This is a genomic window from Ruegeria sp. G12 (assembly GCF_056533565.1).
The window spans coordinates 82,484-108,983 of record NZ_JBQFOO010000008.1 but is presented as its reverse complement, the minus strand read 5'-3'; the positions used below and the strand labels follow the sequence as shown (position 1 = coordinate 108,983).

Genomic DNA, 26,500 nt, shown 5'->3' with positions numbered 1-26,500 from the left:
TTTAGACGTGGTTTGAACCGCATACACCGCATCAAACCCATCGTTATTGCTAAAACCAGCCATCACTGCACTCTTGCATGAGTGCACGAACTGAACGCACCAGTTCTTTGGCGTCCGGTCCAACTAGTTTATGGGCTTTTGTGAACGGCCCGATATTCTTCCCGTATGGACAATACTCTGTTGCCCCAAGCGAATGAAATTCACTGACTTCGTACAAATTTGCATAGTTTTCGTTGGCCGCAATCACAGCTTCCTGTCCGCGTCCATATTTTTTTCTGGCAGCTTCAAGACGCGCTACAGCGTCTTTTCTGATTTCTTCAGTTTGAATCTTCCACTCGCCGATAGGCTTCCAATCTACAAAAATCGACCACATATCACCGACGGGTTTGCCCTTGCCAATAATTTCCGCCTCGTGATGGCGAAGGTCGATGTATGTGCTGAAGGCTTGTAGAGAAGACCCGTTCTCACATGCTTCGGTGTCCTTGCGATATATCCTGATTTCACATTGCTCTACCGAGACTTCGAAACGGTCAAACCTTGATCCCGCGTAGCTCTGCTCAAGCGCGTTAGCTACTTTAACACCCGAATCCCGCACCCAAACCGGCTGAACGTAGTTGAATAGCGCGACAATCATGAATGCAGTAAACAAAACTGCGAGCCAAAATTCGTGCTTTCCAAATCTTCCCAAGAACAATCTCCATCAGAACCAGAAGCAGCATCGTACACATCGGCCAGCGAACTGCAGTCAATGAATGGTCACTTACTACTGCCGCTCAACTTGGGCAGAATTTTGAACAAGCCTGTATTCTGACTAACTTCGCTACGGCAGAGACGAACGATTTGTGCCCCTATAGACCGCCTGAAAAAAAGCGTCAGACCTTTCCATGATAACGGCAAGCGGTTGTTGATTTCGTTTGAAATTTTTCAGCCTGTTTTTGCTGCTGAACCAGCACCCAGCCTTTCCTGCAGGCATGAAACGGTTGGGTAGCTTTCCTGCATTGAGAAAGGGCAATTGTCTATTTCGCTCTACTTTAGACGCCGTTTCCGCGCCGCCATCTTGCGGCAGCCCTCCTTGCAATACTCGGCGTCGATCCGTTTCCACTCCGGCATAAGCTCACCGCAATAAGCACAGTGCCAACCTCTGGAATAGTTCTGCGCCAGCTTTACTGACCTCTGTGCAATCCGGTGTGCGTTCTGCCACGGGTGTGACGTGTAACCCATCCGCACATAGGGTGGGTCCAGTTCCTCAATCCAGATTGTCGCGTAGTCTCGGTCCGTCATTTTCTGGTGTACCTTATCCGGGAACAGGCGTTGAAATCATTGGATTTTCGGATTTAACTACCCTCGCGCGCGTATTGCGCAGAAACCCCTCTTTTTACGGTGTCCGAAAACTCAGGTTGCGGCCTGCTCCATTTCCCGCGCCAGCGCCATCAGGCGGTGAGGTTCTGCCCATAGTGCCTTAGCCCCTTCGGACTGGCGTTTCCGGCCCTCGGCAGTCTTTGCGCCTGTAGATAGCCCCCCATGCAGGCGACAGCGGGTCTTGCCCTCAACTGGTGAGTTCATGCACACGCCGTCCTTGGTCCTGGCTCCGCAAATATTGGCTTTCATGTCTAACCTCCTTGGATAACTGGACGTTGCGCGCCGGGGCGCTTAGATTGTTGCCATGAACCCAGCCGAACCCCCGTTAGCTTTAGAAGTGGCCGCAGGCATTCTGATTGCCTATCTGGTTGTGTTCTTCGCCAAGTCTGCAATTGCCCATTGGAACCGGGGCGACGGCAACATGGCGGTGATGATTGGTTTTGCCGTTGCATTCGTTGGCGGCACCCTCATTCTTGCTGGTATGGGTACAATAGGCTGGTAGCAGTATCCCCTGCGAACACGCCCGCTGCAGCGCCGGGGATTGCCCCTGTAGTCACCGGCCCAACTGGTTTACGCCCCTTGACCCTCTGACCAATCTTTGCGGCCTGTAGCCAGCCTGCACCCCTCTCTGTACCTTTAGCTGCTGCACGGCCTGCCACAGCACCCGCTGGGCCACCGGTCTTGTAGCCAATCAGGGTCAATGCACCTTCCCATGCCTTCTGGGCAATTCTGGCGTTTTCGTAACCCGTGCCCGAGTGGTTAACTGCGCCCCGTGGCGGAACCATGCGGTTAAGAGCCGTTGAAAGCCGGATCATTTGACCACGTTCCTTCGGGGTGAACAGGACATTCGCCAGAGGCTTTGTCTGCGGGCTGTTGAAGAAAGTGCGGATGTTCTCGGATACCTTCTGCGGTCCCCACGGGATCGGCCCGGTAGCGCCGGGTGTTTCAGTTCCTGGCTTTTGTGTCAGGTGACGAAACGCAGCCTGACGAACCAAGTTCCACTCATCCGAGTCCTTGCCAAGAGTGTTGCGCAGCTTCGCGGCAAGTGGCGCATTCATCCTGCCATTGCCCAGCTTCGACGCCCCGAACATCCAACGCATGACCTGATCCGGGCTGGCATCTGCGTCCATCATCTCTTGAAGGAACTTTGACCCTGCATCCTTCCCACGATATTTGGCGGAGTATTGCGCCCACAGCCTGCGGGCTTCTTTCAGATCCCCGAACCCGGCCTCGTCGCCGTCAAACAGCTTGGCAGTGACTACATCATCAACCCAGGCGTCATACTCGGATTTGATGATGGAAAGGGCGCGCTTGTCTTCTGGCTTTGCCTTGGACAATGAGGCGTTCAGGTCCTTGCGGAATGTCTCAATCAATCGAAGGGATACCCCGCCTTCACCCTCTCCGCGCTTTTCCAGGCGAGACATGTACGCACGGGCGTTCGCGTAGATATCACTGGTCAGGTCAATCTCTTCATCCGCCAAGCGACTCTGTACGCGTTGCACAATGCCCTTAGCGACATTTCCGGGCACTGACACCCCGGCGTCGTCTGCGGCCCTGTACGCGGCCTGTGCGGCGGCTTTCTCGGCCTCACTCAATCCCTGCAGTCGGTCCCTGACGGCCTGTGACGCATCTAGCTGATCCGCCCTGACACCATCGCTCAATTCTGTTGCTACATCATCCACGCCGCGCCGAACGGCCAGTTCCTGCTGATCCCCCAAGCGCTGAGCCTTCGCAACCACCGCATCCGGTCCAACGCCACGGCGGGCGCGCTCGAAATTAGCGAAGTCGTTCACGTCACCTGTGACGTTGTGTTTGAATGCCGGAATACCGAATTCTTCTATTTCGGCGGCACGGGCGGCAAGTTGCGGATCAACGCCTTCGTCAATGCCCTTGGAGAACTCGCGGGCAAAGGCATCGCTCAACTCATCTGCGTTATAGCCAAGCTGCCTCAGCGCATCCCGGCCAGCAGGTGTTATCCCGCCCTCCGGTGTGTAGTAGCGCCGATCCGACAATAGACGGGCTACGGGCTTTCCTACCTTCTGCGCAGCCCAACCCACGACTTTCGTAAGCGGCACGGCAACCGCGCCACCAATAGCTCCACCGATAAGACCGCCGGGGACGTTCTTCAATCGCCCTTTGGCCGTCTCGCCTTCTGCCGCTGCGTACACAGTCCCTGTGACCGCCCCGGTTCTGGCACCCTGCTTGACGGCCTCTCCAGTCGATGAAGCGTATGCGCCGCCCGTCGTTGTCCCCGCCACCGCAGCCTGTCCTGCCATTGGTGCGCGGGTCGCGTTGCTGAGAATAGTTGCCGGGATGGCCAAGCCCCCAGCCGCTTCTGAAGTTATGGACGTGACGGGGTATTCCCGGCGGTTTGCGTCAATCCTGGCCCGTTCATTCTCAAGCGCGAAGTTGGCCGCATCCTTACCCCGAACCAGCGACCCCAAAGCAACGGCCTCGTCGGAAAGCCCTAGGGTTGCCCCGTGTGGGGCCATGCGGGCAACGGCACCAATCCTGTCACCCGTCTGGCGGTGATGCTCGGTCAGCAACTCGCGGGACGTCATCTGTCCGGTGTCCGGGTTCGCAATCATACCTTCCGGCGGCGTTCCATAGGTGCCGTCCGGGTTCCGTTCACCCCCCTGTGGCTGGGCTTGCGGTTTAGGCGCGATGCCGAATAATTCGGACGCGTAGTCCGTCAGAGGAACCTTTGCGGTCGCCTTTTTTGTCCCGAAAATCTCGGATGCGTAGTCATATCCAGCCATCAGAAACCCACCTCTTTGCGAAGCTGCATTGAGACCTGGCGTTTAAGAACCTCCGGGTCTGTAATACCGCTGGCCTTGAGTTGGCCTTCAATCTCGGCACCACGCGCGTTTATCATCTGGTCCACGTCATCCAGCGAACCCATATCCCACGGCTTGCCCTGCCGTCCGGTTGCCAGCCACAGATTGTAGCGGGCGACGGCGCGTTGCTGCTGCACAATGGACTGCTCAAGCTTGGCTTGGAATTCTGCTGGGCTGTCCCCGTCAAAGATACCTGTTCCCACGCTCGGAAGCTGTTCAAGCAGGCGCTCCGCTTCCTGCGGTGTCACGGCGGCACCTGATAGCTCTTTCAAGCTGGTGTTGAGGTTGTTGAAAGCCTCGGTTTTGAACTGCGCAAAGTTAGCAACAAGCTCCTGTTGCTCAGGCGTTGCTTTACCAGCCTTGTCCATCCACTGACCAATCTTTGCGCCGATGCGAGTTTCGAATTCCAGATACTCCGGTTTGAACAAGGCCCGCGTGTCGTTCAGGCGACCAAGCATGGCACCCGAGTCTAGGATACGACCTTCGATTTCGTTAGTTGCCTTTTTCCCGAAGCCTGGGCCTTGCTGTCCGCCGCCATATGAAACAGTCGTTCCATCTGGAGTGGTGACACTAAAGCCCCCTCCTTTTTTGGCCTGTGCGTATTCAATCCGGCTTAGCGGAGTGCGGCCCGCCTCGGTTTCCTCCGCAACATACCGTTGATATTCGTCTGCCGGTTCGGGCGGTTGTTCCGCTTGCAAAATCTGCGCAAATTCCATGTAGCGCCTGGCGTGGGCTTGCTTGTTCTCGAACTCGCCTACAAGTTCCTGCGCTCCGAACTGGGTGACAATGGCATCCCACTGCTGGGGTGTTTGTGCGCCATACGCGGCCTTAAGGCCCGTCTGTACGCGTTCTGCTGTTGCCGCGCGCTCCGCTGCGTCCATCCTGGCAACATGTGCCTCGGCGCTTCTGCGTTCCTCTGCAGTCAGGCGAGCCTGCACTTGACGGCGCTGTGCTTGAATCTGGTGTTGCCCTTGAATTTGGACCGCTGCGCCGGGATCATGCCGGGCTAGCACATTCATCGCAGCCGGATCGCCGGCCATGATTTGCGGCCCGTGTGTCTGGTACATCTGCCGCAGTGCGTTCTGGCTTTGGTATTGGTCAGCCCGTGCGCGGGCCTCCTGGCCCTGGGCCAATGCGTTGATGATGTTTGGCTGACGGCCAGCCATGATTATCGATGCATCCATTCTGCTCATTGCATTGCCTCCGGCATGTTTTGGGTGGCAACTTGGTCCATGGCTGCGGCGGCGGCGTTGTCACCGAATTCGTCAGCCACCATGTCCACGAGGCGCGATTTCAGTTCAGGCGGCAGAGGTGTCGTTCGGTCGCCGTTCAGCCACTGATACACCTCCTGAGTATCTTGCTCAGCCTTCCGCATTGCGGCCATCATTTCCCGGATTTCTACGCTCATTTGGCTCGTCTCTGCCCGTCATCATTGCTTGCAGGACGGTAACATAATACCTCCCTTAATGCAAGAACAGGGCGTGAACATTCACCAGGAATGGAGGCGCAGATGCATCACGCACACAGCCGAAATTATCCATTGATTCCAGTGGTGGCTTTCCGTCATTGCGGAAAGGTCGATGCGTTTAATGTGAACGGTCAGGTTATTTCCGTCGCCTAAGTAAAGCGACGATACCCAAGCATTCCCAGCATAGCGCCCAAGAGCAACAACCCACTTGCAGGCAGGGGCACAGCGGCAACCTGCGACACGACAAAGTTATCCACCCTGTATTCTCCACACCAATCTAGGCACCAAACCTGACCCGGTGTGGTTATTCCAAAGTTGTCCCTCGGGGCACTTGCTGGCACCAGCAGAGAAAGCACCAGTTGATCGATTCCAGTGAATGCTGAACCAAAAGTAGTGGTTCCCCAATCTGTAGAGTACATGTTCGACGTTGAAACCAGTTGAGTTGCTACAACTTGATTTCCTATAACGCCTTGAAAGCTGAGCGCGAGCGGTGGCGCGACACCAGCGGTGTACCAGGAAGGGTCTGACTTTGGGCCGCTGCCCGTCGTGTAAATATTGCTGAATCCCAATAGATCAACGGATACTGGCGTGAAGGCATTACCATTCTGCTGGCTGATTGAAGTCGTGGTTATGCCGCCATCATCGTGAAGCGATAGATAGTTTCCAAATAGATACAAGTCGCTAAAAATATACGAGAAGCCGTTACTACTTCCGTTGTATGAACCAAAAACCGGGCCGGAGCTACCGTAGGTATGGTCAAAGGTAACGGTGGTTGCGTTGGCCGCACCAGCCAGACACACGGCTAAAGCCGATAGAAACAGTCTCATCACAATTCCCCCTCAAATTGAGTCGAGCGTAACCGGATTAAGGCGATTCTTGCAAATTCGCGATTGTAATCACCGTCTAGGCTCCGGGGAGCGGCGCGCTTTACGAAAGGAGAAGCCCGACCCAAAAGCCTTACAATCTGTCCCTCGACTTAGCCCGGCCCTAGTGGTCGGGCTTTTTTCGTTTTTTGGAGGGTTTTTCTAATCAATGAAGTTGTGCCAAGCCGTTCTTTTGATTTTTAGATCAAGGTCATACTTAGAGGAAAATGCCTTGAAGGAAGCGTAGATGTAGTTGGCGTCCAGTTTGTATATCTGTCCCTCCGTGCCCTTGGGTAAATCGTTCATCGCAACCGAGCTCAGTACCTTGATGTGCATGGTTCCGATGATCTTGATCTTTCGAGGAGTCTTAATTGTATCTTTGACTTTGGGCCCAGATGAGTTTTTTACCATAAATCTATCGCTTTCTGTAACATGTCAGTTTCGGGAGCGTATCCCACGCACCCTAATTGCATCAAGATTATCTGGAATTGCCGAGGAGGCGCTTGGTCGGAAACTATAGGCGGCAATGGTGGTATTGGGGTCATCCAGAATGGTTTTGAAGTATATTCACAATAAGGAGCAGGCATGACCCAGGACGGTTCAGTGCGCAAACAGAGATTTCAAGAAGCTCGGGAGGCGGGAAGGCTTTGGGCCAAAGATCAACTCGGTGATCCGGTGGACGAAACGAGGGTCAGCGACATTCACGATATGCAGGACTCTGCCATTGCCGCATTCATTGCGATCAAAACGGGCAGGTTGCCATCCTTAGTTTTTACTTCGATGTCAGATCATGAAGTAGATGTGGATTATGGATCGGGCTTTGCGGAAGGTGCTGCTGCGGTTCTGGAAGCCGTCGGCGAAGTTCACAATTAGCAGCGCGGTACTCCAGCGACGCTTGAGTATAACGAAACAGGAAATATGGTACACAAGCTTGCTTGATGACAGCATGTGAGCAACAAAGCGGCCATGAAAAGATGGCCCAACCGAATCCCCTTCGACCTTCACAATGAACTTGAATCCCGTCGGGTAGACGATTGGGAAGCCGCGTTGCGGGTGTGGGCAAAAGCGCATGGGCTCAGACTCAAACTGCAGTGGTGGCAACAATTGGAAATCACAATCGCGGACCTGCATTCACGCCGATACTCAGCAAAGCCGCAGGACTATTGGTCTGTCTTCAAGGAGTGGCTGGAGCGGCACTATGTTCCTGCGCCGGAAAAGCTTCCTGGGTGGCCGGAACAGAAATGACAGTGTTACTTAACGTCACCTCGACAATTAATTTGCCAGCTTATCTCCTCTTCCCCCAAAATAGTGAATGTACGCGGAGCGGCTAACAGGATGCACTTGCTCCACGCCGCCGGGGACAACCACAACTGCCTGTCACAAATGAATAGAAAGTGATGGGTGGTGTGAGGGGCTGGATGAGGGGGTCTTGGCCAGCCCCTCATAAAGTGGGGGTGTTACGGATTGGGTTAAGTGGTCCGTTGATAAAACCCTAACCTCTGATTCATGTTTCCGAAATTGGGGGTTTCCCTTAGACCCTCTATTTTCTTGTCCCAGACACAATTCCAACATTCTGCTCTGGTACCAAAGCGGTGCGGCGCGTCTTGAGGGGGTTAACGATTTCCAAGAGGGGGTATGAGTTTGGCGCGTCGCACCCCGGTCTGCCAAGAGTCAGCCATTTTTTGGCTTCATCTCAAACACCTAGTTTCCTTGGCTAACGTTTCCGCTGCTTTTGGCGTTCTTAGGCATATGGGAGCAAATTTCATCCAACCAACTCGCGTCTGCTGCTACGTTGTATGCCGTTTTGTCACCTCGCGCGAACTCTGCTCTGGTGGTGTACGTGAGGGCAACCGCGTGGCACCGCTTCTTATTCCAATATCCTTTAGGTTTTTTCGGTCCGGGCATGCAGCTTCTCCTGCGCGGATTGTGAAGGCGCAGGGTAAATTGGGATTGTGAAACTTTGCCAAATTGTTTGTTATTTTTGCCGCCCATGTCAGATTGACTGCCGAGCATGTCAGTCAAACCACCCCAATTCTGCAAACCATGTTGGCCTCTTGCCTGCTCCAAGGTGAGATGTTTCAAGTGTTCTAAACTCGCTTCGTGCTCGCCAATGAGCATTAAATTGAGAAAGAGAGAGATGGCACGCTTGTTAACTGCATTAGCGCTCCTGTTGCCCGCTCCCCTCGCGGCAAATCCCTTGGCAGAGGGCGAACTCAACACATTTCGCAATAGCCAAGGCCTTGCAGAGGTAAGCTACAATCAAAGACTGGAGAAAGCCGCCAAATCTCATGCTGAAGACATGGTGAAGGAGGGTTTCTTTTCGCATACCGGCTCCAATGGGTCTGATGTGGGCGAACGGGTTCGCAAGGCAGGCTATGAATGGTGTTTTGTGGCTGAAAACATCGCCCAAGGGCAGAACGGTCTGGACGCCGTGATGTCGGCTTGGGCGCAATCGCCTGGACACAGAGCCAACTTACTGTCACCGAAAGCCAAGGAGTTCGCGCTATCCGAGGCGGCGGGCAATACTTGGGTGATGGTAATAGCCGCCTCGTGCCGGTAGCCTTGTGCTGAGAATTAGCCAAACACGCATCAAGCACACTGCTACAACTCGCTATCGACAAGCCGTTCCAAAGCGCGAGCCAGACGCACATGCTCGTTGATATCTTTCCTCATCTCCTGAGCCTCTCGACTTCGCATGCCGTGCTTGTAAGCCGGGTTGGCCTTGCCGGGGCCGTGTCCGCCGCCTGCGCCATGCATCCGACAGACCTTCCAACCTTTCACCGCAGGATTTTTACAAGGAAGGCCTGTGCGCTTTGATTTAGCGGTGCATCGAGGGGCTTCGTGTGCCTTTTGCATGGGGTTGGAGGCACGTTTCATTTCTTGCTCCCCCCGGTCTGAACGTTGCCGACTATGGCCTGTCCGCCGCCCTCAACGTTCACGTGCTGGACCGTGACAGTCTGCTTGCCGCCATTTCGGTGCTTGCGAAGGGTTTCCACCTGAGCCGCGAATGTACGCGCGAGCTTGTTGAATCCCGTGTAGTGGAGTTGGGCTTGAGGGATTGTCTCCGTGGCACCAAGCCACCGGGCCGACCGAATTGTTGCAACATGCGTGGCCGCCATCTGGACCGCAAGCATTCTCTCAACAGCATCTCGTGGCGCAATGTCGTGGATGATGGAAATCATGAATGCCCGCTCATCGTTTACTTCGCCCGCGCTACCAGATTCCGCATTGTTCAGTGCTTTCAGGCAATGAGCCATCAAGGCACTAGCCAGTTCATCGCAGTCTGTTCCGAACACTGCCCTTAGCCCGTCGTGCTTGGTTAGCTCGACAATGTTACCTTCTTTGTTGCTGCCTTCGAATTTGACCCCGGTTTTGCTTGGCTCGCTTTTCTTGGGGGTGATGTCGCCTTTGGTGCTGTCAGTCATTGCTCATGCCTCGCTTGTTGGATTGTTGATGCAGAAGGTGTCCGTTTCCCCCAGACCCCCTGGTAGATTAAAGATGTCTTAAAAATTGAGACGTGCGAGTGCCGAAAATGGCCGTTTACGTCTTCAAAATTGCGACGTGCTGTCTTCATTTTTGAGACGTCCTTTCACGACACGTCTCAAAATCTAAGACGTCCCCGTCTTCAAAATTGAGACAGGGTTTTGTTTTCCCACCCCGGCCTTTGGGGTTGTGTGCAGCGGCTTTGTGGACGCTGAAATCATTGCCGGGTGCCCAATCGCGATACAGCCGTCTGCCGCCCCTGCAATCGCTGTGAGGAAGTTCAATTTCGGTCAATTCGTACTGCGGGGAGCGGGCCTCGCCACCAAGGCCAAGCTGAGCCGGTTTCGTGACCACCAGGAAGCCCTTAGCCTGTAGGTCATGGAAACCGCGCGCCGCTGTATTCAGTGCCACCCCCAGCACCTCTGCCGCCTGCCTGACGCTAAATTGTATCTTACCGTTGTTGTTGTTCTGTGCGCCTCGCCACTGAAGCTTGAGCCATGGATACAGTGCCTGTGCAGTGGCTGAGAGAGCCCGCCAAGCGGGCTCCTCCATTGTGTTACGGATCATCTTGGCGAAGTGCTCGCCGCGCTTCTCGTTACGCTTGTCACGCCCCATTTATTCGACCGTTGCTCTGTTGGACGCATCCAACAAAGCCCTCAGAACATATGGCAGTAACGAGGCCTCGAACATGACGCCGCGATTGGTACGGCGCAGACCTGCTTTCGTTTTGGACCAGACTCGGAAATCTACGATGTCCAATCCCGGATGGGGTTTTGCGTCTACAGGGGCGCGAGATATGCGGATTTCCTCGCGCCCGTTGCAGGGAACAACAACCATCATGACCGACACTCCCCGTAGTAGAGGGCGGCAATCAGCCGTGCAGCGGCCTCTGAGAGGCCGTGCTTGCGACGAAGGGTGTGGATTTGGAGGTCCCGGGTTCTCATGCCGCCACCTCGCGGGTCTCAATCAATTCCACTTTGCTGACGAGGAAATAGATGCCGAACTTCTGGCGTCCGGTGTCTGTATCGCCCCGATACATCTTGCATTCGATGTTCACGCCGTCATCGCGGCGCAGAGGCAGCACCTGATCCGAAAGGCGGCAGTAGCTGGCCGCGTAGAGTGGCGACCGCATCAGGCCTTCAAGAACCTGGCGCTTGTGCTTGGATGCGTAGATTTCGCGCGGTTCTTGACCCGGATCAGTGACCCGATACAGCGCTGGGGCCGTCAGGTTGGGAAGGTCTGCCCAGCGATACACGCGCAGTGCGTTTGACGGTGGGAGTTCGGTTTTGATTGTTTGGTTTTGCTCGAAAGTAACCATTTATTGTCCTTCTTTTGTTGAAAGACATCGGGCTTTCGGCTATTCTCTCAGTACCACCAAAAAGAATTCGCCTCCGCCCGTGCCTCGGGTGGGGGTTTCTTTTAGGCGGCAACCTGTTTTTCGATTGCAGCGTCGATATCGGCCTCGTTCCAATAGAGACGAGAACCGAACTTGATGGGTTCTGGGAGACGGCCCAGTTCAACGTCGCGGTAAACGCTAGAGCGGCTGCGACCGCCCAACTTGGCTTGCAGGTTTTGGAAGGAAAGTAGCTTCATGACTGTGCACCGTGTTGTTGCATTGCACGTCAAATTTGTACTTTCTGTAGCGGTGATTCATGACGGAGGTATTTTTACAAGTCCGACACCAAGCCATGATTTGGGAAACAGGTCGGCTGCAATTGGATCACGTTCAATTGCAATTCTAGTTGCTTCAACCCACTCCAAGAATTCTTGACGAAGTTCTTTGTTCTCGGGTCCGGTTCCAACACATAGTTCTTTTATTGATCGGTAGGATCGATGGTGACCGTTCATCTCCAGCCCCTGAACCAAAGCGTCACAGGCAGATTCCTGAATTTTCTGCTCGTCACCTCGGGTGAGCGTTAGTCCGAATTTTACGGCAGTAATTTTTGCCATCGTTAAAAGAAACATGTTTCGCAACCAGGTCACGCTTCGACGAGTAGTTTTGGGCCTCTTAATCAAATCCGTCATATAGAGCGCAGTGAACGTTCTAAGTGCTGGCAACAGTTCCTGTCCGCTTGCAAGTTGATGTGCAGAAATTTCTTTACACAAATCAAACGCTGAGGCGTCGTTCTCGCAAATGTTCAATAGTTTCTCGGCGGCATCATTGTCGCATACAAAAGTGCCCTCTGTTGAACTACTTACTTCAAGGTCATCAGGTACCCAGTGGATGCCAAGCTTGAGCATATGGATGTTTCTGTACGGCTCAGTTCTCGGCAAACAGATTTGGCCTTCTTTCACATACTCATTCGTCAAAATCTGCAACCAATTTACGGCGTTTTCGAATTCTCTAGACATTATGAACCTCAGCCGATGTTGGTTGAGTTCCTACTTTCAGCAATGTGCTCCACTTTTCCATCAATGCCCGCCGTTGTTCCAAGAAGTCAGTCCGTTTGTACGCCCGCTCTACGGAACCTCCGACGACGTGACCCAGACAAGTCTCAGCAACTTCGAACGAAACGCTCTGTGTCTCCGCTACCCAATCTCGGAACGATGACCGGAAGCCGTGCGGGCGCTCGACCAATCCACGCCGCTCCATGTATCTTCCCATCGTTGCATCGGAAATCACGCCCTTTCGAATGCTGGGAAAGAGAAACCCATCACGCTCAATAGGCTTAGCCTGCTCTATGACAGCAAGAGATTCATCGGACAACGGCACCCGGAAATCAGCGGTAGCATCCCTTCGACCCTTCATATTCGCCGCTGGGATCGTCCAGACATCACCGTTGATTTGTTCAATGCGCAGATTTCTCAACGGGAATGACCGCACAGCCGTAAGAATAAGAAGACGGAGCGCCAACTCAGTGACGGTGCCTTTGTTCAGGCTCTGGTAGAATTCTGGCACTTCCTGCCAAGGCACAGCCGGTATGTTCTCTGTCTTGTGTCGTTGCTTACCTAAAAGCGCCCTAGCCTTCTCCGTCGCCTGCAAGTCAACGTCCAGACCGAGCGCAGCCGCATGTCGCATGCAAATACCAAGTCTGCTAATCGCCTTCTTCGCCGTATGCGCTTTGTCATGCCAGATTGGCGCGAGGGTGTCTCGAATATCCCTCTGATCGATTTGAGAAACAGGGACTTTACCCAGTTTTGGTAGCACGTGGTTTTCCAAAGGCGAAAACCACCGCCCTGCCTCGCCATCGCCTTTGAGTTCCGCCTTGCGGCTTTCGAATGCGTCCAACGCTATGTCTTTGAGCAAATGCATGTTGAGCGCATCCTCGCGGCGTTGGCGTTCGCGTTCTTTTATAGGGTCGAGCCCTTTCCTAACCGATGCTCTCCATACGTCAGCCTGCTCTCTGGCCTCTTTGAGTGAGACGTCAGGAAATCGACCTAAACCCATTTCACGCCGTCTACCGTGGACATGAATGCGAAGAACCCACTGCGCGCCGCCATCCTGGCGTTTGTACAGCCACAGACCGCCACCATCTGAATACTTACCAGGCGGATGCGCCTTTGCAGCAGCAGCGGTCAGCTTGTTCAATGCACGGGCCAACCTGATCCCCTTTCCAATCCCCCTTCAACATATAGTATATGCTGGGGCATGATGGAACACCTTGGGACATGTTTTATAATGGCTTAGCCAAAAATCTGGAAAAACTGGAACGTGCTGAAACACCAAGATATAGTAGTTCAGTTCTCTCCAGCAGCACCATGATTTCCACATAAAACACAGAAACTTACGCCAGAACGACGCCCGACGCTCGTGGTGTTTCGCGCAACGGGTTCAGCCCTGCGTTGCCCGTACAAGATCCGACGGTTGTTCTGCTTCACCCGGCCAAACCTAACCGGGGCATCCCGTTCAGTGGGCGGGATAAACTGACGCTGCGCGCTTCTGGTCCGTAAGAAACTGCCCACAACGTGTGTATGAAATTGATGGGTGGTGTGAGGGGCTGGACGAGGGGGTATAGGCCAGCCCCTCAGTCGGAGGGGGTGTTACGGATTGGTTTAAGTGGTCCGTTGAATTCAGACTATGCGCTAAATCAAATCTCGGAAATTGGGGGTTTCCCTTAATTGGAACAAAACTTGTGAAACGCAGGGTTTCCGCAGTGGAAACGGTGAGTTTCACAATGAGTTGTGGACACATTTTCGCCATAATGCCACCTTTCTGACGTGGGCGACACGTTCGGATTTTAGCACGTACTGGTTTTCCAACTGGTTTTTGAGGGGGTTATGAGTGCAGCGTGTCGCCCCACGAATACACATCCAACAATGCGCAGCACCGATTCTGCCGCTCCTGCGGGGCCGCGCACGCGCCTCTCATACCGCTGACAGACGTCTTCTTCCCAATCTCGATATCATCCGCCAAGGTAGACGCCACTTTTGGGGCGATAGAAAATCTTCTGATCGTGGAGCCTGCCCAGAAGGTCATGCATCCGACGGACGGTGTCTTCGCGCTCGTGCATGTTAATTTTGGACTCGCCCGGCTGCTCAACCGCGTAAGAGGTCATGGCCTGACGCAGCGCTTTTTCGATCAGGTCCATATCCTCGACCGACAATTCAAACATGTCGTTGTACTGGGGCATTTCTGGTCCTCCTGCCCGATTGCACATGGGTCAGGGTGCATCGGATTTCAGGGATTTTCCACCGAAACCGTGTAAGGCGATGCTGGCCGCGTGTTATGGCGACCCGAGTTTGCGTTGAATGGCCTGGGGCCATCGCCTGCGCCGGGCTTTGGATCGAAACCCGAAATATTTTGCGGATATCGCTACGCGAGGACGCCATCGACTAAACGGGTTTGACCCGTCCTGCGATCACGTCCTGCGCTGACCGCCCCAGCCCAACAGGCTGAAACAGGCGAAAGTAGTAGCGGCCACGCAAACGATGGACGGCCCCGCTGGCGTGTCGAACACATAGGCCGCCCGCAACCCGGCGACGGCCGAGGCCGCGCCGATTGCCGCCGCGATCAACGCCATCGACTCTGGTGATCGTGCAAGACTGCGCGCGGCGGCCGCCGGGATGATCAGCATTGCCGCGATCAGCAGAACGCCAACTACCTTGATCGCAACCGCGACCGTCACCGCCAGTGATAGGGTCAGGATCAACTGCTCGCGCTTGGGATCGAAGCCGCTGGCATAAGCCAATTCCTCGTTCAGGGTGGCCGTCAGCAGTTGCGACCAGCGCCACGCGATCAGGCCGATGACCAGCGCCGCACCGCCCCAGATGACCGCCAGATCGGTGCGGGAGACGGCCAGAATATCGCCGAACAGATACGCCATCAGGTCGATGCGCACGCCGGACAGGAACGACACCGCGACCAGACCAAAGGCCAGCGCGGAATGGGCCAGAACGCCCAGCAATGTGTCCATCGCATAGCCGCGACCTGTCAGCAGTGTCACGGTGAGCGCCATTATCAATGCAACGGCCAGTGCACCGGGGAAAATCGACATCTGAAAGGTCAACGACAAAGCCACCCCCAGAATCGCCGCATGCGCGGTCGCATCCCCGAAATAGGCCATCCTCCGCCAGACCACGAAACATCCCAGCGGAGCGGCGGCAAACGCCACGCCCACGCCGGCCAAAGTCGCCCGGGTCATAAAATCATCTAGCATTACTCTGCCGCTTCCTGCGCGTTCGACCCGTGGTCGTGATGGTGGTCGTGATCATGGCGATACAGCGCCAGCGCCCCACCCGTGCCGGTCCCGAACAGGGCGCGGTATTCCGGGGCCGAGGCGACCACGGCGGGCGAGCCCTCGCAGCAGACATGGCCGTTTAGACAGATCACCCGGTCAGACGCGCTCATGACGACATGCAATTCGTGACTGATCATGATGATGGCGCAGCCGGTGTCGCGCCGCACCGTCTCGATCTGCTGGTAAAACGCGGCAGAGCCCGGCTGGTCCAGCCCCTGAGTCGCTTCGTCCAGCAGCAGTATATCGGGCCGGTTGATCAGCGCCCGAGCCAGCAGAACGCGCTGAAACTGCCCACCGGACAGTTGCGACATCTGGCGTTTCATAAGGTCCGGCACACCCGCAACCTTTAGCGCATCGGCGCAATCCTTGCGCGTCACCGGATGGGTCAGCCGCATGAACCGTTCGACGGTCATGGGCAGGGTCGGATCAATATGCAGCTTCTGCGGCACATAGCCGATTTTCAGTCCCGGCTTCCGCGTAACCCGCCCGGCCGATGGCGGCGTCGCGCCGATGATCGCACGCAGCAGGCTGGTTTTGCCCGAGCCGTTGGGGCCGACAATTGTCACGATCTCACCCGGCTCAACCGCCATGTCCACATGGCGCAGAACCGTGTTTGCGCCATAGCGCACGGTCAGGTCTTCGACACGGATCAGGGTCATTTCGACGCTTTCTGGGTGCAGGCAGGGCAGATGCCCTCGGCCTCGACCACGGTGCGCTCGATCTCGAACCCCACGGCGCGGGCCGCGGCCCCCAGCGCGCCTTTGGCAGGGGCGGATTGCGCCTCGGCCACCGCGTCGCATTTGCGGCAGATCATGAAGGCAGGCGAATGCGACGCGCCGGGATGCGCGCAGGCGACAAAGGCGTTCAAACGCTCGATCTTGTGCACAAAGCCGTTCTCGACTAGGAAATCCAGCGCCCGATAGGCCACCGGCGGCTGCGAACCAAACCCTTCGTCCCGCAAACGGTCGAGGATCGCATAGGCCCCCAGTGCCCGATGTTCCTGCAGCAGCAATTCCAACACCTTGCGCCGGACCGGGGTCAGGCGCAATCCTTCGTCGCGGCAGCGCGCCTCGGCCGTGGCAAGGGCGGTGCCGACGCAGGTGTCATGGTCATGTTTCTGAAACCCGATCAGGGCCGCATCGTCGGCGGGAACGGGGCGCGTTTCACTTGTCATATTATTACATATCATGTATGTGGCTGGCAATGTTATACAATCACATAGAGGGTCTGATGTCCAGAAAGCTTCTTCCGGTTTCGGTCACGGCGGTTTTGATGGGGGGCACTGCGTTGGCGGATGCCCCGAACGTGGCGGTTGATATCGCGCCGGTGCATTCGCTGGTCGCGCGCGTGATGGAGGGGGTCGGCACCCCGAAGCTGATTGTGCAGCCCGGTGCCTCGCCCCACGAATACAACCTGCGACCGTCCGAGGCCGCCGCGCTGCAGGACGCCGATCTGGTGTTCTGGCTGGGCGAAGATCTGACACCCTGGATGGAAGGCGCGATTGAAACCCTCGCCGATGGCGCAACCGTTACGACCTTGCTGGAATCCGATGGAACCGTCCTGCTGGATTTCCGTGAAGGCGCGTTGTTCGAAGCGCATGATCATGGCGATGAGGATGATCATGAGGACCATGCCGACGGGGACGGCCACGACGATCACGATCATGATGAGGATCATGCCAAGCATGACGAACACGGGCATGATGACGAGCATGATCATGATGAGCACGCGCATGATGACGACCACGATCATGAAGACCATGCGGACGACAAGGATCACGACGATCACGGGCACGACGACGAACACGCGCATGACGAGCATGCCGAAGACAAAGACCATGAAGATCACGCGGGTCACGATGACCACGGACACGAAGGGCACGATCACGGCGAGCACGACCCACATGCATGGCTGTCGCCTGCCAATGCCAGCACCTGGCTTAATCTGATCGCGGCACAGCTGTCCTCGGCTGATCCGGACAACGCAGGCGCTTACTTCGCCAATGCCGCTGCCGCGCGTGAAGAAATGGACGCGCTGTCCGCAGAGGTAACCGAGATGCTGAACCCCGTTCGCGGCGGCAGCTTCATCGTCTTCCATGATGCCTATCAGTATTTCGAGGATGCGTTCGAGTTTCCTGCCTCGGGTGCGATTTCCCTCAGCGACGCCTCTGACCCAAGCCCGGCTCGGGTCGCAGAAATCCAGGGGCGCATTCGCGACGAAGGCGTTGATTGCGTTCTGGCCGAACCACAATTCAATCAGGGCCTCGTCGATACTGTGATGGATGGGACAGACGCCAAAACAGGCGTAATCGATCCTCTCGGGGCCGACCTGGAGCCCGGCGCGGACCTGTATCCGCAGGTGATCCGCAACATGGCCAAAACTCTGGCTGAGTGCCTGTAGTTGCAACCCGGCTGACCCGCGCCAAATTGGCCTCGGGTCAGCCGTCTGGCCGGTCCACCTCGGGCAAGCTTTCTTTCAACAACTGTTTCAGTTCTGGCCGCCAAGACGCGGCCAACGCATCATCCCGCGTCACCAGCGAGAGGTTGCGGAACAACGGCTGCGGCCTGCAGGGCAAGATCTGAACCTGATCGCCGCCGTACCGCGCCACATCCGGGCGCGGCAAAAGCGCATACCCGATCCCGTTTCTGACGCATTGGACAATCGCTTCGATACTGTCCAGCACGATCACGTTTCCAGACGTAAGCTGCATGCGATCCCGATACCGCGCGATCAGCTTGCCAATCCCCGAGGTCGGGGCGAATTGCAGAAACGGCAGAGACGCATCTAGGTCGGCAAACCCACCGATGACGCTTGAGGACGGAACCGCGACAACCATCTCCTCTTGCCGGAGCGTTTCGCAGGCCAGTTCGACGGTGGCATCGTCGATCTCGGTCACAACGGCCGCGTCCAACTGGCCGTTTCTGACCTGATCACACAGGGCCTCCGACAGGGCCGTTGTGGCGTTGAATGCGGCCTTCGGGGCCTGCTGTGCGGCAACCCGCAAGAGCCTTGGCAGAATGCGGGCACTGGCTGACGGAACAAAGCCAATCCTGTAGGCTCCGGTCAGTTCGCTGGTCGACAGGCAGCGTGAGCGTAGCAGCGCGTAAGCTTCAACGATGGACCTCGCATCCTGCGCAACCCGTTTTCCCAGCGGCGTCAGCTTCGGTGGTCGGAACCTGCGGTCGAACAGCTCGGCCCCCAGTTCATCCTCCAACGACTTCATCTGCATGCTGACCGCAGACAGGGTCATATTGCGAATGTCCGCGGTGCGGGAGAATGAGCTGTGCTGTGCCACGGCAACCAGCGTTTCGAGGGAAGATATCTGCATTACTTCAACAAACTTCAATTTATCCATCAAGTAAATTCGTTTGTGAAAGAGATGCTCAATCTCACATAATGGTGAGAACACGAAAAGGACGGCTCAATGCTCGACCAAGGCACCAACAGCTATCAGGCAATTGCCCGCGACCTCGCCCCGGGCTTTGCAGATCGCGCCGGATATTGGGACGAAAACCGCACCTATTGCTGGGACAATGTGCGCACCCTGACCGACGCAGGCCTGATGGGCATGACGATCCCGACAAAGTTCGGAGGGTTGAGCGCTAGCTACAGCGACGTGGTTCTGGTGGTCGAGGAAATCGCCAAAGCCTGCGCCCTGACCGCCCGGATCGTGGTCGAGGCCAACATGGGCGGCATCAGCGCCATCATGGCCTATGGCACCGACGCGCAGCGCGCCTATGTCGCCCCCATCGTTCTGGCAGGGGATAAACCGGCCATTTGCATATCGGAACCCGACGCCGGCAGCGCCGCGACCGAGATGCAGACAACCGCCCGGCGTGTTGGCGACACCTACCTCATCAACGGCACCAAACACTGGATCACCGGGGGCGGTGTCTCCAAGCTATACCTCATCTTCGCGCGCGTTCTGGATGAAGACGGAACCGAACAGGGCATAACCGGCTTTCTGGTGCATTATGACCCGAGCAACGGGATCGCACCCAAAGGGTTCGAGGTCGTGCGCCACGAACGCACCATGGGCCTGTGCGGCATGCCCGAAGCCGAGCTGCGGTTTACCGATCTGCAAGTGGATGCGCGCTTCATGCTTGTCCCCCCGTCCGGGATCGGGCGCGGCTTTGCCGACCTGATGACCGCCTATAACAGCCAGCGTGTCGGCGCAGGCACGGTTGCCATGGGCATCGCCGCTGGCGCGCTGGACCATGCCAAAAGATACCTGCGCCAACGCCACCAGTTCGGCCGCCCCCTGCAAGAATTTCAGGGCTTGCAATGGATGTTCGCCGAGATGGATACAGCCGTCCATGCCTCACGCCTGATGCTGCACGAGGCGGCGGGGGCGCTTGGCCCGACCGGCTTTCCCGACATGTTGATGGCTGCGCGCGCAAAGGCCTTTGCCTCGGAACAAGCGGTGAAGGTCGTGAATGACGCGCTGCAGATGTTTGGGGCACGCGGCTACGGCGCGCAGGAACCGATTGAGCGCATGTACCGCGACGTCCGCATGTTCACCATCGGAGGCGGCACCGCCCAAGTCCTGAAAACGCAAGTCGCAGGCGCATTGCTGGGCATCAAAACGCCCCAGACACGGGACGGCTACGCGAAACTGGCAGAGGAAACCCAGGCGGCCCGGTCTACAGGCTGAAACACACGCCTGCGACGACGGCGCTGTTTTAGCGCGGAGTAAGCCATTTAAACTGCTGTAATTTAGGGGATTTTACTGTGGAACGTCACTGATATTTGACTCAATTGACACCCAAAACCTCAGCAAATCGGTAAATTCCGTCATTCAATTCTGACCCAAACGTCAAGCATTTCTGGCCCAATACCGATAGCCACCATTCAATGACACTGCGGCCAAGGTCTTGTGAGAGCCCATTTTGACCGATGCTGCACCATTCACCAATGCCAGCTTTAATGGAGAAAAGGCTTTCGGCCAGTCGAACTTCCAGAGAGGTGTCATGCAGGACCGAGCAGGTCGCTAGCCAACGACCTCTATTGTCGCGCTGGACCCCGCCAGCTTTTTCACATGGGATTTCAGTACGCCGACGAACTGGTCGCAAGCATCGCTTGGATCTGCCTGAACCGGGAATAGAAGCCCAAATGACATCCACCGTTCAGGCGTAATCGGAACGGTTCGAATGCGATCTTTGTCCACGTTGGCGGCCACAAGTTCATCCGCGATTGTTACGCCGCCTCCATCTGCGACCAAAGCACAAGCCAAAGAAGAAGAGGCGACTTCGCAAGTCTGCTTTGGGAGTAGCCCTGCTGATCGAAACATGTCATCCAGTTGATCGCGAAGGAGCAATCCGTGCATCAGCCTGACAATTGGAACGTCTGCCAGATCGTCGATGGAAATCTGCTTTAGATCGGCGAGTGGGTGATCGACAGGAACAACAGCCTGTGCTCTTACGCGCAGTAACAGCTCGGTTCGGATTTCCGGATGTTCGACGGGCAGTGCCCCAATACCGACATCATACTCGCGGCCGGCCAACCATTTTCCAGCCTCCCGTCGAGCGCGAACGTCCAGGCTAACACTGGTGTCAGGGTTGGCCCTAACAAATTGACCAACAGCAGGGGACGCGAGCGCACGGGCGATGCGGGGCATTGCAACGATCCGGAGGCTTTGTGTGCGGCCTGCCCGGATCTCAGCGGCGATGCCCGGGATTTCGTCGAGGTTGTCAAGAATACGCCCCGCTTCGCGATAAAAGGCAAGCCCCTCAGCTGTTGGCGTGAGGTTGCGACCACTTCGATCAAAGAGATCAAGTCGCAACTCGCCTTCGAGGCCCGAGATCAATCGGCTCACTGCCGGTTGGGACAGGTGCAATATGTTTGCTGCCGCTGCGAGCGATCCTTCGGACAGCGTCGCTCTGAACGCGCGTATGTCTTTGCCCCCTAAAATTGGGCCACTACTTTGGCCGAGAAGGGGGAACAAGGGATGGCTCGGAAGCGATACTCGGACGAAGACGTTCTGAAGCTGCTGCGTGAGATTGAACTGAAGCTGGCAGATGGCGATGATGTTCGGACAGCCTGTCGTGGTGTCGGTGTCAGCGATGCGACCTACTACCATTGGCGGCGTCGGTTCGGTGGCATGGGCAAGTCGCAACTGTCGGAGTTGCGCAGCCTGGAGAAAGAAAATGCCCGGCTGAAGAAGATCGTGGCCGAACTGGAGCTGGACAAGCTGATCCTCAAAGAAAGTCTGAACTACCTAAAACCGAGGGCCTGACGACGAGCCAACTTCGTCAGGCCGTCATTCATGCTCGCCAGAAGCTCGGCACATCAGAGCGTCGCACCTGCAAGGTGGTCGGCCTTGCACGCAGCTCCATGCAATACCAGGCCGTAGAGAAGAACGATGATGCTCTTCGACTGGCCATGATCCGTCTGGCCAAGAGCTACGGCCGGTATGGCTACCGTAAGGTGGCGCAGCTACTTCGGGTCGAGGGCTGGCGTGTCAATCACAAGAAGGTGGAACGGCTGTGGCGGGAGGAAGGTCTGCAACTCCCGCAGCGGCACAAGAAGAAGCGTCGCCTGTACCACAAGGACAGCTCGATCATTCGACTCCGACCGACGCATCCTAACCATGTCTGGAGCGTCGATTTCGTTCACGACAAGCTGAGCAATGGGCGGAGCTACAAGATGCTCACGGTTTTGGATGAATACACCCGCCAGGCGCTCGCAGTGGAAGTTCGGACCCGCATGGGTTCTGAAGATGTGCTGGAGGTTCTCTACGGGCTGTTCCTGCGCCACGGAAAGCCTGATTTCGTTCGAAGCGATAACGGCCCAGAGTTCTCTTCACGGGCAACCCAGAGTTGGCTCGAGAAGGTCGGTGTGAACCCGATCCGGATCTACCCGGGCTCTCCCTGGGAGAACGGATACAACGAGAGGTTCAATGGAACGCTCCGCCGCGAGGTTCTCAATTCCGAATGGTTCACAACGACCAAGCAGGCACAGATCGTGATCAATTGCTGGCTCAGGCAATACAACCACACCCGACCGCATCAGGCCCTCAACATGCGCCCACCAGTCCCCGAAACTCTAGTCCGAGATGGCCCAGAACACGGGGGCTAGACAGTTCATTGAGTTTGTCTAGCTGAACAGATTCAATCTGCAGTGCAGCTTTCTCAACCTGTTTTTGGTAAAGAAAACACTCCGCCAAGTGGACGCGGCAGATCAAGCTACCGTTCAAGCCAATGGCTTCTTCATAAGCACCAACGGCTAATTCCCACTCTTGGGCATAGCGGTAACAGTCGCCTATCTGGCGGTGTAAATCGGAACGCCCGAAGTCCGTCCATGTTTCATCCTGAAGCGATGCAGACAACTCAGATGCCGTCTGGCGAAGCAAGTGCTTGTCACCTGTAATTGCGCCAAGAGTTTCTTGAACACCAAATAGCTTTAGCCTCGCATAGGTCGATAAATCCGGAGCTTCTTCTGAAACCCCGTACTCATCCACAATACTCGATAATTGCGCCTTTGCTGCTCTTGCATCTCCATGAAGTAGGTAACCAATTGCTTTGCCGCCACGATATTGTATTTGGCTTTCTGCGGGTTCATCGAGTTCTAGTATACGGTCATAAAATGCAGTTCGTTCGGAGAATGAAGCATCGCGCAGCTCAAGGTCGACAAAGAGTTGTAGGACGTCAATATCCTCTTCAGCAGTTGTAATTGGGCCCAATTTGGCAAGCTCCTGTCTCGCCTTTGATCGGCTGCCTCCGGGCGCCAATTGAAGTAGCGCGCGATTATAAGTTATCTTCTTTGTCCACCACTCGTGATGAATATTCGCACTCAAACGCTCCAACGTTGCTGGCCAGTTTTTCCATTTACCAGTCCGAAAATACAGCCAAGAAAGCCGTTCTATGTACTCGGCAAGCGCATTAACATCGATCCGCAAAAGGGGCTCGATGCGTTCCCCGATGTGAAGCACTGGCGCAGTATTTGTTCTATGCCAAATCGTATACTGGGTCACGTCGGCACGCGCAGCGACAAGAGCGCGGCCAAATTTTTCTTCTTTGCAGGCAGCAGAATAGGCTTTTCCGATGTCGAAACCGGGGAGGCGATTCCAACAGCAATCCTTGAACTTCGCGCCTGAACCGCAGGGGCAAAGGTCGTTTTGCTTCGGTTTCCAGTACTTCCTGTGCGGTCTGCCCTGCGTCTCAACCATCGTCATTGTTCTCTTTGTTGCAGCCAATCATTTTGCACTCGAAGCTTTCTGGACCGCGTTCAGTCTGAACTCAGACCGATCAAATCGACTAGGGTTTGCCGTCGCGAACGCCTTGCAAATACGCCGCTCGCATCAGATTCACCAAGGTCGTTCGGCGTCGCCTTTGATTGTCTGTGTTGGTCGGGAACTGGTTGGCATAGTGAGCAAAGACATCTTTGTTTATCGGAATTTGAACTTCCTCGTCACCGACCGAAAGTGTGAAATCTCGTTTTTCTTCGCCTACAACCGCGATTTGTAAGGCTAGCAAATTGACCTGTACTTTGTTTATCTCGATTTTGTCCGCCATAATCTCCTCCAAGAGCATATTGCAGAGTATTTTTGCAGAACATCTTACATCAGCAATTCGGTTGCGCGAGAAGCTTTCGGTCAGAGAGCGTGCATCTGGTTGTCTTTGTTGACGGTTTTGACCAGAGAGGATGATCTGTCGACGTCCGCTTTGACAGGTCGCTTTGCGGCGAACTTGCCACTGTGTGAAAGTTGGCTTCGGGACAAACCCTCTTAACGAGAAGGATCAGATGGCACTGTCCGGCTTCATCGTCGCCAGTACCGGTCGCCCTGCGAAGTTGGGTTACTTAGAACTGTTAGACGCTTAGCAGATCTTTTTCCACCAAACGGAAAACTGTTCGCAAATGTTAAAGCAGCCTCTCGAGTGGAAAAGGTATAGGCCAAACCCGGATTTCCAGTTGTACTGAAACCGCCTTTTCGCCAGGTAGCGTAACTCCATCTGTCGTTGCCACGCCCGACAAGCCCTACCCAGGGATGCGTTTCATCGTGGTCTCGGGTTCCACCAAGCTGCTCTGGAAGTGGAAGTTGGCTGCTCATCTGGCTCACTTTTTCTTATTAGTCTAAATCTGTCTGTTCTCGGGAAATCAACTTAAATGTGGCCATCCTCATAGTGGAAGGCAAGGTATGCTCGTCCCCGCCAACCGAAAATTGGAGTGTCATCGGTCTTGCGTCTGCAGCAAATGTCTTCAAAGCGGGCTGCGACTGCAGCATACTGACTGGTCGACGAAAGGCAGCTTTGGGCCGTCCTTGGTGGTGGATTTGGTTGAGCAAGCGGTGATGCTGCGCCAGCCCCAACGACCGCGAAGAGCCCAAGGCGGTCATCGACTTTGCTCGCTGCGCGCGCTCGCAGCACGAAAATCGCTGCATCTGCTCTGTTCGTGATGCAGTGCGGCGCTTTGGAAACCGGTCACTGGAGCACGAAGCGCCGAAAACTGAGGGCTTTTGCGTTTGACCGTTGTTGTAACAGGGGTGCGATACGGTTCGGGCTGGTTGAATTGGGCTGCTCTCGCTGTACAACCACCCCACCTGCAGTCGATGCGTGTAAGACATACCTTTATGCGCTTATGAGGGGCCCATTCCTACCAACAATATCCAATATATGTAATATCCATTGGACCAATTGATTGTTTCAAACACTAATGGTGCGCGACCATGACTCGGCTAGGAGTTTTGAAATGTCGCACATAGAGCCATTCAAAAACAATCACTTAACGCTTACCCTCAAGCCAGCGAAGCGTATGCTCGCAGCATTTTTCGTGTGTTCGGGTAGTTTTGCAAACGCTGAAACAATTCGCGTACCTGCGGATTACGAACCGTATCCTTTGGCACAGATAACCGACGAGGTTCGCTATCCTGAAGCAACCCCACCAAAAGGCTCCGTTAGTCGTAACGGGGAGGTTGAATACCTCGGCCACAATGTTTTCGGATTGCATTGGTACGTAGAGGCCAATGATGCGGTATGGCATTTCGTGACGGCTGGCGACCCTAACGATGAAGTCATCCTCTTTGTCCACGGGCATCCAGATACTTGGTGGTCATGGCATGACGTTATGGCACGTCTCTCGGACGACTTTTATGTCATCGCAGTGGACACACTTGGCTACGGACAGTCTGACAAAAGACTGGATCTGGACCTCACCTATGGCGGCGTCGCCACAGGCGTGGCAAAGCTCATGACCAAGATAGGAGTCGAGGAGTTCAACCTCGTTGGCCACGATCGCGGGTCGGTTGTCGGTGACCACATGGTCGCACAAGACGACGTGAACCCGAGGATCCTTGCTTACCTGCGCATGCAGCAGTCAGCAGACCAACCGCACGGTTTTCCCAGGCCCAATCATGAGGCTATGAAGGACGTCAGCTTCCACACAACCCCGACCTTTATGCGTGATCTGTTCGAAAGTGACTATTTCTCAGTTGAGATGAGCGAAGATCACCTAGCCCGCGCGGCATGGGAATACGGGTTCGAAGGAACGGCGGAAGCGGCAGCCGTGCGCTATTCGGATGCCAGCTTTGACAAAGAGTTGGAATTTCGGTTGGCCGAGGTCTTTCCGCGCATGACAATGCCGGTGGTTTTCATGCAAGGTGCTGATGATCCAGGGCAGCGCCCCGAAGAATACTGGCGCACAGCGGAGATGGTTCCTGATGGCAAGGTTCTGATCGTGGACACCAACCACTTCATCCAGGCCGAGGACCCCGCAATTGTCGCAGAAGCTGCGCGCGACCTGTTCGATTAACACCTCCCAAAACGCAACTTTAGCCAAAGCTGACCTGATCGACCTTTGTCGAACTCAGATCGCACC

The 26,500-nt window shown here is 55.6% G+C and carries 30 protein-coding genes; 9 read left to right on the top strand and 21 right to left on the bottom strand.

Going from position 1 to position 26,500, the window contains the following annotated elements; genetic code table 11:
- Nucleotides 1–49: 49 nt before the first annotated feature.
- The 3 genes from ACR0JN_RS17655 to ACR0JN_RS17645 form a co-directional block, all read right to left on the bottom strand.
- Entirely contained in the window at nucleotides 50–688 is a 639-nt protein-coding gene (locus ACR0JN_RS17655) for a hypothetical protein (RefSeq protein ID WP_480887572.1), read from the bottom strand.
- A 338-nt stretch (nucleotides 689–1,026) separates the two neighbouring features.
- Nucleotides 1,027–1,281 (bottom strand): hypothetical protein, encoded by a 255-nt coding sequence (locus ACR0JN_RS17650; protein WP_480887571.1) that lies wholly within the window; start codon nucleotides 1,279–1,281, stop codon nucleotides 1,027–1,029.
- A 111-nt stretch (nucleotides 1,282–1,392) separates the two neighbouring features.
- A complete protein-coding gene (locus ACR0JN_RS17645) occupies nucleotides 1,393–1,608 on the bottom strand; it encodes an HGGxSTG domain-containing protein (RefSeq protein ID WP_480887570.1) in 216 nt (71 codons plus the stop codon).
- A 55-nt stretch (nucleotides 1,609–1,663) separates the two neighbouring features.
- Between ACR0JN_RS17645 and ACR0JN_RS17640 the strand changes: the two genes are divergently transcribed.
- Nucleotides 1,664–1,861, top strand: a complete 198-nt coding sequence (locus ACR0JN_RS17640; RefSeq protein WP_480887567.1) for a hypothetical protein — start codon at nucleotides 1,664–1,666, stop codon at nucleotides 1,859–1,861.
- Here ACR0JN_RS17640 and ACR0JN_RS17635 read toward each other — a convergent pair.
- The 4 genes from ACR0JN_RS17635 to ACR0JN_RS17620 all read right to left on the bottom strand — a co-directional run bounded on the left by ACR0JN_RS17635 (nucleotide 1,827) and on the right by ACR0JN_RS17620 (nucleotide 6,491).
- Nucleotides 1,827–4,118 carry a hypothetical protein gene (locus ACR0JN_RS17635; protein ID WP_480887565.1) on the bottom strand — a complete coding sequence of 764 codons (2,292 nt, stop codon included), beginning with the start codon at nucleotides 4,116–4,118 and terminating at the stop codon, nucleotides 1,827–1,829. The genes ACR0JN_RS17640 and ACR0JN_RS17635 overlap by 35 nt on opposite strands.
- The gene (locus tag ACR0JN_RS17630) at nucleotides 4,118–5,389 is read right to left on the bottom strand and encodes a hypothetical protein (RefSeq protein WP_480887563.1); all 1,272 of its coding nucleotides are present in this window, start codon (nucleotides 5,387–5,389) and stop codon (nucleotides 4,118–4,120) included. Before ACR0JN_RS17630 ends, ACR0JN_RS17635 begins: the two co-directional genes overlap by 1 nt.
- A complete protein-coding gene (locus ACR0JN_RS17625) occupies nucleotides 5,386–5,604 on the bottom strand; it encodes a hypothetical protein (RefSeq protein ID WP_480887562.1) in 219 nt (72 codons plus the stop codon). Before ACR0JN_RS17625 ends, ACR0JN_RS17630 begins: the two co-directional genes overlap by 4 nt.
- A gap of 209 nt (nucleotides 5,605–5,813) precedes the next feature.
- Nucleotides 5,814–6,491: a hypothetical protein gene (locus ACR0JN_RS17620; protein WP_480887560.1), complete on the bottom strand. Its 678-nt coding sequence runs from the start codon at nucleotides 6,489–6,491 to the stop codon at nucleotides 5,814–5,816.
- A 621-nt stretch (nucleotides 6,492–7,112) separates the two neighbouring features.
- Here ACR0JN_RS17620 and ACR0JN_RS17615 point away from each other — a divergent pair.
- The 3 genes from ACR0JN_RS17615 to ACR0JN_RS17605 all read left to right on the top strand — a co-directional run bounded on the left by ACR0JN_RS17615 (nucleotide 7,113) and on the right by ACR0JN_RS17605 (nucleotide 9,087).
- Nucleotides 7,113–7,400, top strand: a complete 288-nt coding sequence (locus tag ACR0JN_RS17615; RefSeq protein ID WP_480887558.1) for a hypothetical protein — start codon at nucleotides 7,113–7,115, stop codon at nucleotides 7,398–7,400.
- A 75-nt stretch (nucleotides 7,401–7,475) separates the two neighbouring features.
- A complete protein-coding gene (locus tag ACR0JN_RS17610; RefSeq protein WP_480887556.1) occupies nucleotides 7,476–7,772 on the top strand; it encodes a hypothetical protein in 297 nt (98 codons plus the stop codon).
- Between the two features lie 892 nt (nucleotides 7,773–8,664).
- A complete protein-coding gene (locus tag ACR0JN_RS17605; protein WP_480887555.1) occupies nucleotides 8,665–9,087 on the top strand; it encodes a CAP domain-containing protein in 423 nt (140 codons plus the stop codon).
- A 313-nt stretch (nucleotides 9,088–9,400) separates the two neighbouring features.
- On the opposite strand, the gene ACR0JN_RS17600 is transcribed toward ACR0JN_RS17605, so the two are convergent.
- The 10 genes from ACR0JN_RS17600 to ACR0JN_RS17555 form a co-directional block, all read right to left on the bottom strand.
- Nucleotides 9,401–9,952 carry a hypothetical protein gene (locus ACR0JN_RS17600; RefSeq protein WP_480887554.1) on the bottom strand — a complete coding sequence of 184 codons (552 nt, stop codon included), beginning with the start codon at nucleotides 9,950–9,952 and terminating at the stop codon, nucleotides 9,401–9,403.
- A 145-nt stretch (nucleotides 9,953–10,097) separates the two neighbouring features.
- Nucleotides 10,098–10,625, bottom strand: coding sequence for a hypothetical protein (locus ACR0JN_RS17595; protein WP_480887553.1), 528 nt, complete (start codon nucleotides 10,623–10,625; stop codon nucleotides 10,098–10,100).
- A 325-nt stretch (nucleotides 10,626–10,950) separates the two neighbouring features.
- Nucleotides 10,951–11,328: a hypothetical protein gene (locus ACR0JN_RS17590; protein WP_480887551.1), complete on the bottom strand. Its 378-nt coding sequence runs from the start codon at nucleotides 11,326–11,328 to the stop codon at nucleotides 10,951–10,953.
- Nucleotides 11,329–11,429: 101 nt separating this feature from the next.
- The gene (locus ACR0JN_RS17585) at nucleotides 11,430–11,603 is read right to left on the bottom strand and encodes a helix-turn-helix transcriptional regulator (RefSeq protein WP_480887549.1); all 174 of its coding nucleotides are present in this window, start codon (nucleotides 11,601–11,603) and stop codon (nucleotides 11,430–11,432) included.
- A gap of 57 nt (nucleotides 11,604–11,660) precedes the next feature.
- The gene (locus ACR0JN_RS17580; protein WP_480887548.1) at nucleotides 11,661–12,362 is read right to left on the bottom strand and encodes a hypothetical protein; all 702 of its coding nucleotides are present in this window, start codon (nucleotides 12,360–12,362) and stop codon (nucleotides 11,661–11,663) included.
- Nucleotides 12,355–13,551 (bottom strand): tyrosine-type recombinase/integrase, encoded by a 1,197-nt coding sequence (locus ACR0JN_RS17575; RefSeq protein WP_480887546.1) that lies wholly within the window; start codon nucleotides 13,549–13,551, stop codon nucleotides 12,355–12,357. The genes ACR0JN_RS17580 and ACR0JN_RS17575 overlap by 8 nt, the downstream gene beginning before the upstream one ends.
- A gap of 802 nt (nucleotides 13,552–14,353) precedes the next feature.
- On the bottom strand, nucleotides 14,354–14,581 hold the full coding sequence (locus ACR0JN_RS17570) for a hypothetical protein (protein WP_480887544.1): 228 nt from the start codon (nucleotides 14,579–14,581) through the stop codon (nucleotides 14,354–14,356).
- Between the two features lie 228 nt (nucleotides 14,582–14,809).
- Complete coding sequence (locus tag ACR0JN_RS17565; protein ID WP_480887543.1) at nucleotides 14,810–15,607, bottom strand: metal ABC transporter permease; 798 nt, start codon at nucleotides 15,605–15,607, stop codon at nucleotides 14,810–14,812.
- The gene (locus ACR0JN_RS17560; protein WP_480887541.1) at nucleotides 15,607–16,347 is read right to left on the bottom strand and encodes a metal ABC transporter ATP-binding protein; all 741 of its coding nucleotides are present in this window, start codon (nucleotides 16,345–16,347) and stop codon (nucleotides 15,607–15,609) included. Before ACR0JN_RS17560 ends, ACR0JN_RS17565 begins: the two co-directional genes overlap by 1 nt.
- A complete protein-coding gene (locus tag ACR0JN_RS17555; RefSeq protein ID WP_480887539.1) occupies nucleotides 16,344–16,862 on the bottom strand; it encodes a transcriptional repressor in 519 nt (172 codons plus the stop codon). Before ACR0JN_RS17555 ends, ACR0JN_RS17560 begins: the two co-directional genes overlap by 4 nt.
- Before the next feature lie 56 nt (nucleotides 16,863–16,918).
- Between ACR0JN_RS17555 and ACR0JN_RS17550 the strand changes: the two genes are divergently transcribed.
- Nucleotides 16,919–18,088 (top strand): zinc ABC transporter substrate-binding protein, encoded by a 1,170-nt coding sequence (locus ACR0JN_RS17550; RefSeq protein WP_480887537.1) that lies wholly within the window; start codon nucleotides 16,919–16,921, stop codon nucleotides 18,086–18,088.
- 37 nt (nucleotides 18,089–18,125) lie between these two features.
- Here the strand turns inward: ACR0JN_RS17550 and ACR0JN_RS17545 are convergent, their stop codons facing one another.
- Nucleotides 18,126–19,016 carry a LysR family transcriptional regulator gene (locus ACR0JN_RS17545; protein ID WP_480887535.1) on the bottom strand — a complete coding sequence of 297 codons (891 nt, stop codon included), beginning with the start codon at nucleotides 19,014–19,016 and terminating at the stop codon, nucleotides 18,126–18,128.
- Between the two features lie 96 nt (nucleotides 19,017–19,112).
- Here ACR0JN_RS17545 and acdA point away from each other — a divergent pair, with 96 nt between their 5' ends.
- The gene (acdA, locus tag ACR0JN_RS17540) at nucleotides 19,113–20,342 is read left to right on the top strand and encodes a 3-sulfinopropanoyl-CoA desulfinase (RefSeq protein WP_480887533.1); all 1,230 of its coding nucleotides are present in this window, start codon (nucleotides 19,113–19,115) and stop codon (nucleotides 20,340–20,342) included.
- A gap of 336 nt (nucleotides 20,343–20,678) precedes the next feature.
- On the opposite strand, the gene ACR0JN_RS17535 is transcribed toward acdA, so the two are convergent.
- Nucleotides 20,679–21,632 carry a LysR family transcriptional regulator gene (locus tag ACR0JN_RS17535; protein ID WP_480887531.1) on the bottom strand — a complete coding sequence of 318 codons (954 nt, stop codon included), beginning with the start codon at nucleotides 21,630–21,632 and terminating at the stop codon, nucleotides 20,679–20,681.
- Nucleotides 21,633–21,635: 3 nt separating this feature from the next.
- Here ACR0JN_RS17535 and ACR0JN_RS17530 point away from each other — a divergent pair, with 3 nt between their 5' ends.
- Nucleotides 21,636–21,923: a transposase gene (locus ACR0JN_RS17530; RefSeq protein WP_480887529.1), complete on the top strand. Its 288-nt coding sequence runs from the start codon at nucleotides 21,636–21,638 to the stop codon at nucleotides 21,921–21,923.
- Entirely contained in the window at nucleotides 21,920–22,765 is an 846-nt protein-coding gene (locus ACR0JN_RS17525) for an IS3 family transposase (RefSeq protein ID WP_480887721.1), read from the top strand. The genes ACR0JN_RS17530 and ACR0JN_RS17525 overlap by 4 nt, the downstream gene beginning before the upstream one ends.
- Here ACR0JN_RS17525 and ACR0JN_RS17520 read toward each other — a convergent pair.
- Nucleotides 22,704–23,855 carry a YecA family protein gene (locus ACR0JN_RS17520; RefSeq protein ID WP_480887527.1) on the bottom strand — a complete coding sequence of 384 codons (1,152 nt, stop codon included), beginning with the start codon at nucleotides 23,853–23,855 and terminating at the stop codon, nucleotides 22,704–22,706. The two genes, ACR0JN_RS17525 and ACR0JN_RS17520, sit on opposite strands and share 62 nt — an antisense overlap.
- Nucleotides 23,856–23,943: 88 nt before the next feature.
- Nucleotides 23,944–24,201 carry a hypothetical protein gene (locus ACR0JN_RS17515; protein WP_480887526.1) on the bottom strand — a complete coding sequence of 86 codons (258 nt, stop codon included), beginning with the start codon at nucleotides 24,199–24,201 and terminating at the stop codon, nucleotides 23,944–23,946.
- A gap of 1,174 nt (nucleotides 24,202–25,375) precedes the next feature.
- Between ACR0JN_RS17515 and ACR0JN_RS17510 the strand changes: the two genes are divergently transcribed.
- Nucleotides 25,376–26,434, top strand: a complete 1,059-nt coding sequence (locus ACR0JN_RS17510) for an alpha/beta fold hydrolase (protein ID WP_480887525.1) — start codon at nucleotides 25,376–25,378, stop codon at nucleotides 26,432–26,434.
- Nucleotides 26,435–26,500 lie beyond the last annotated feature (66 nt).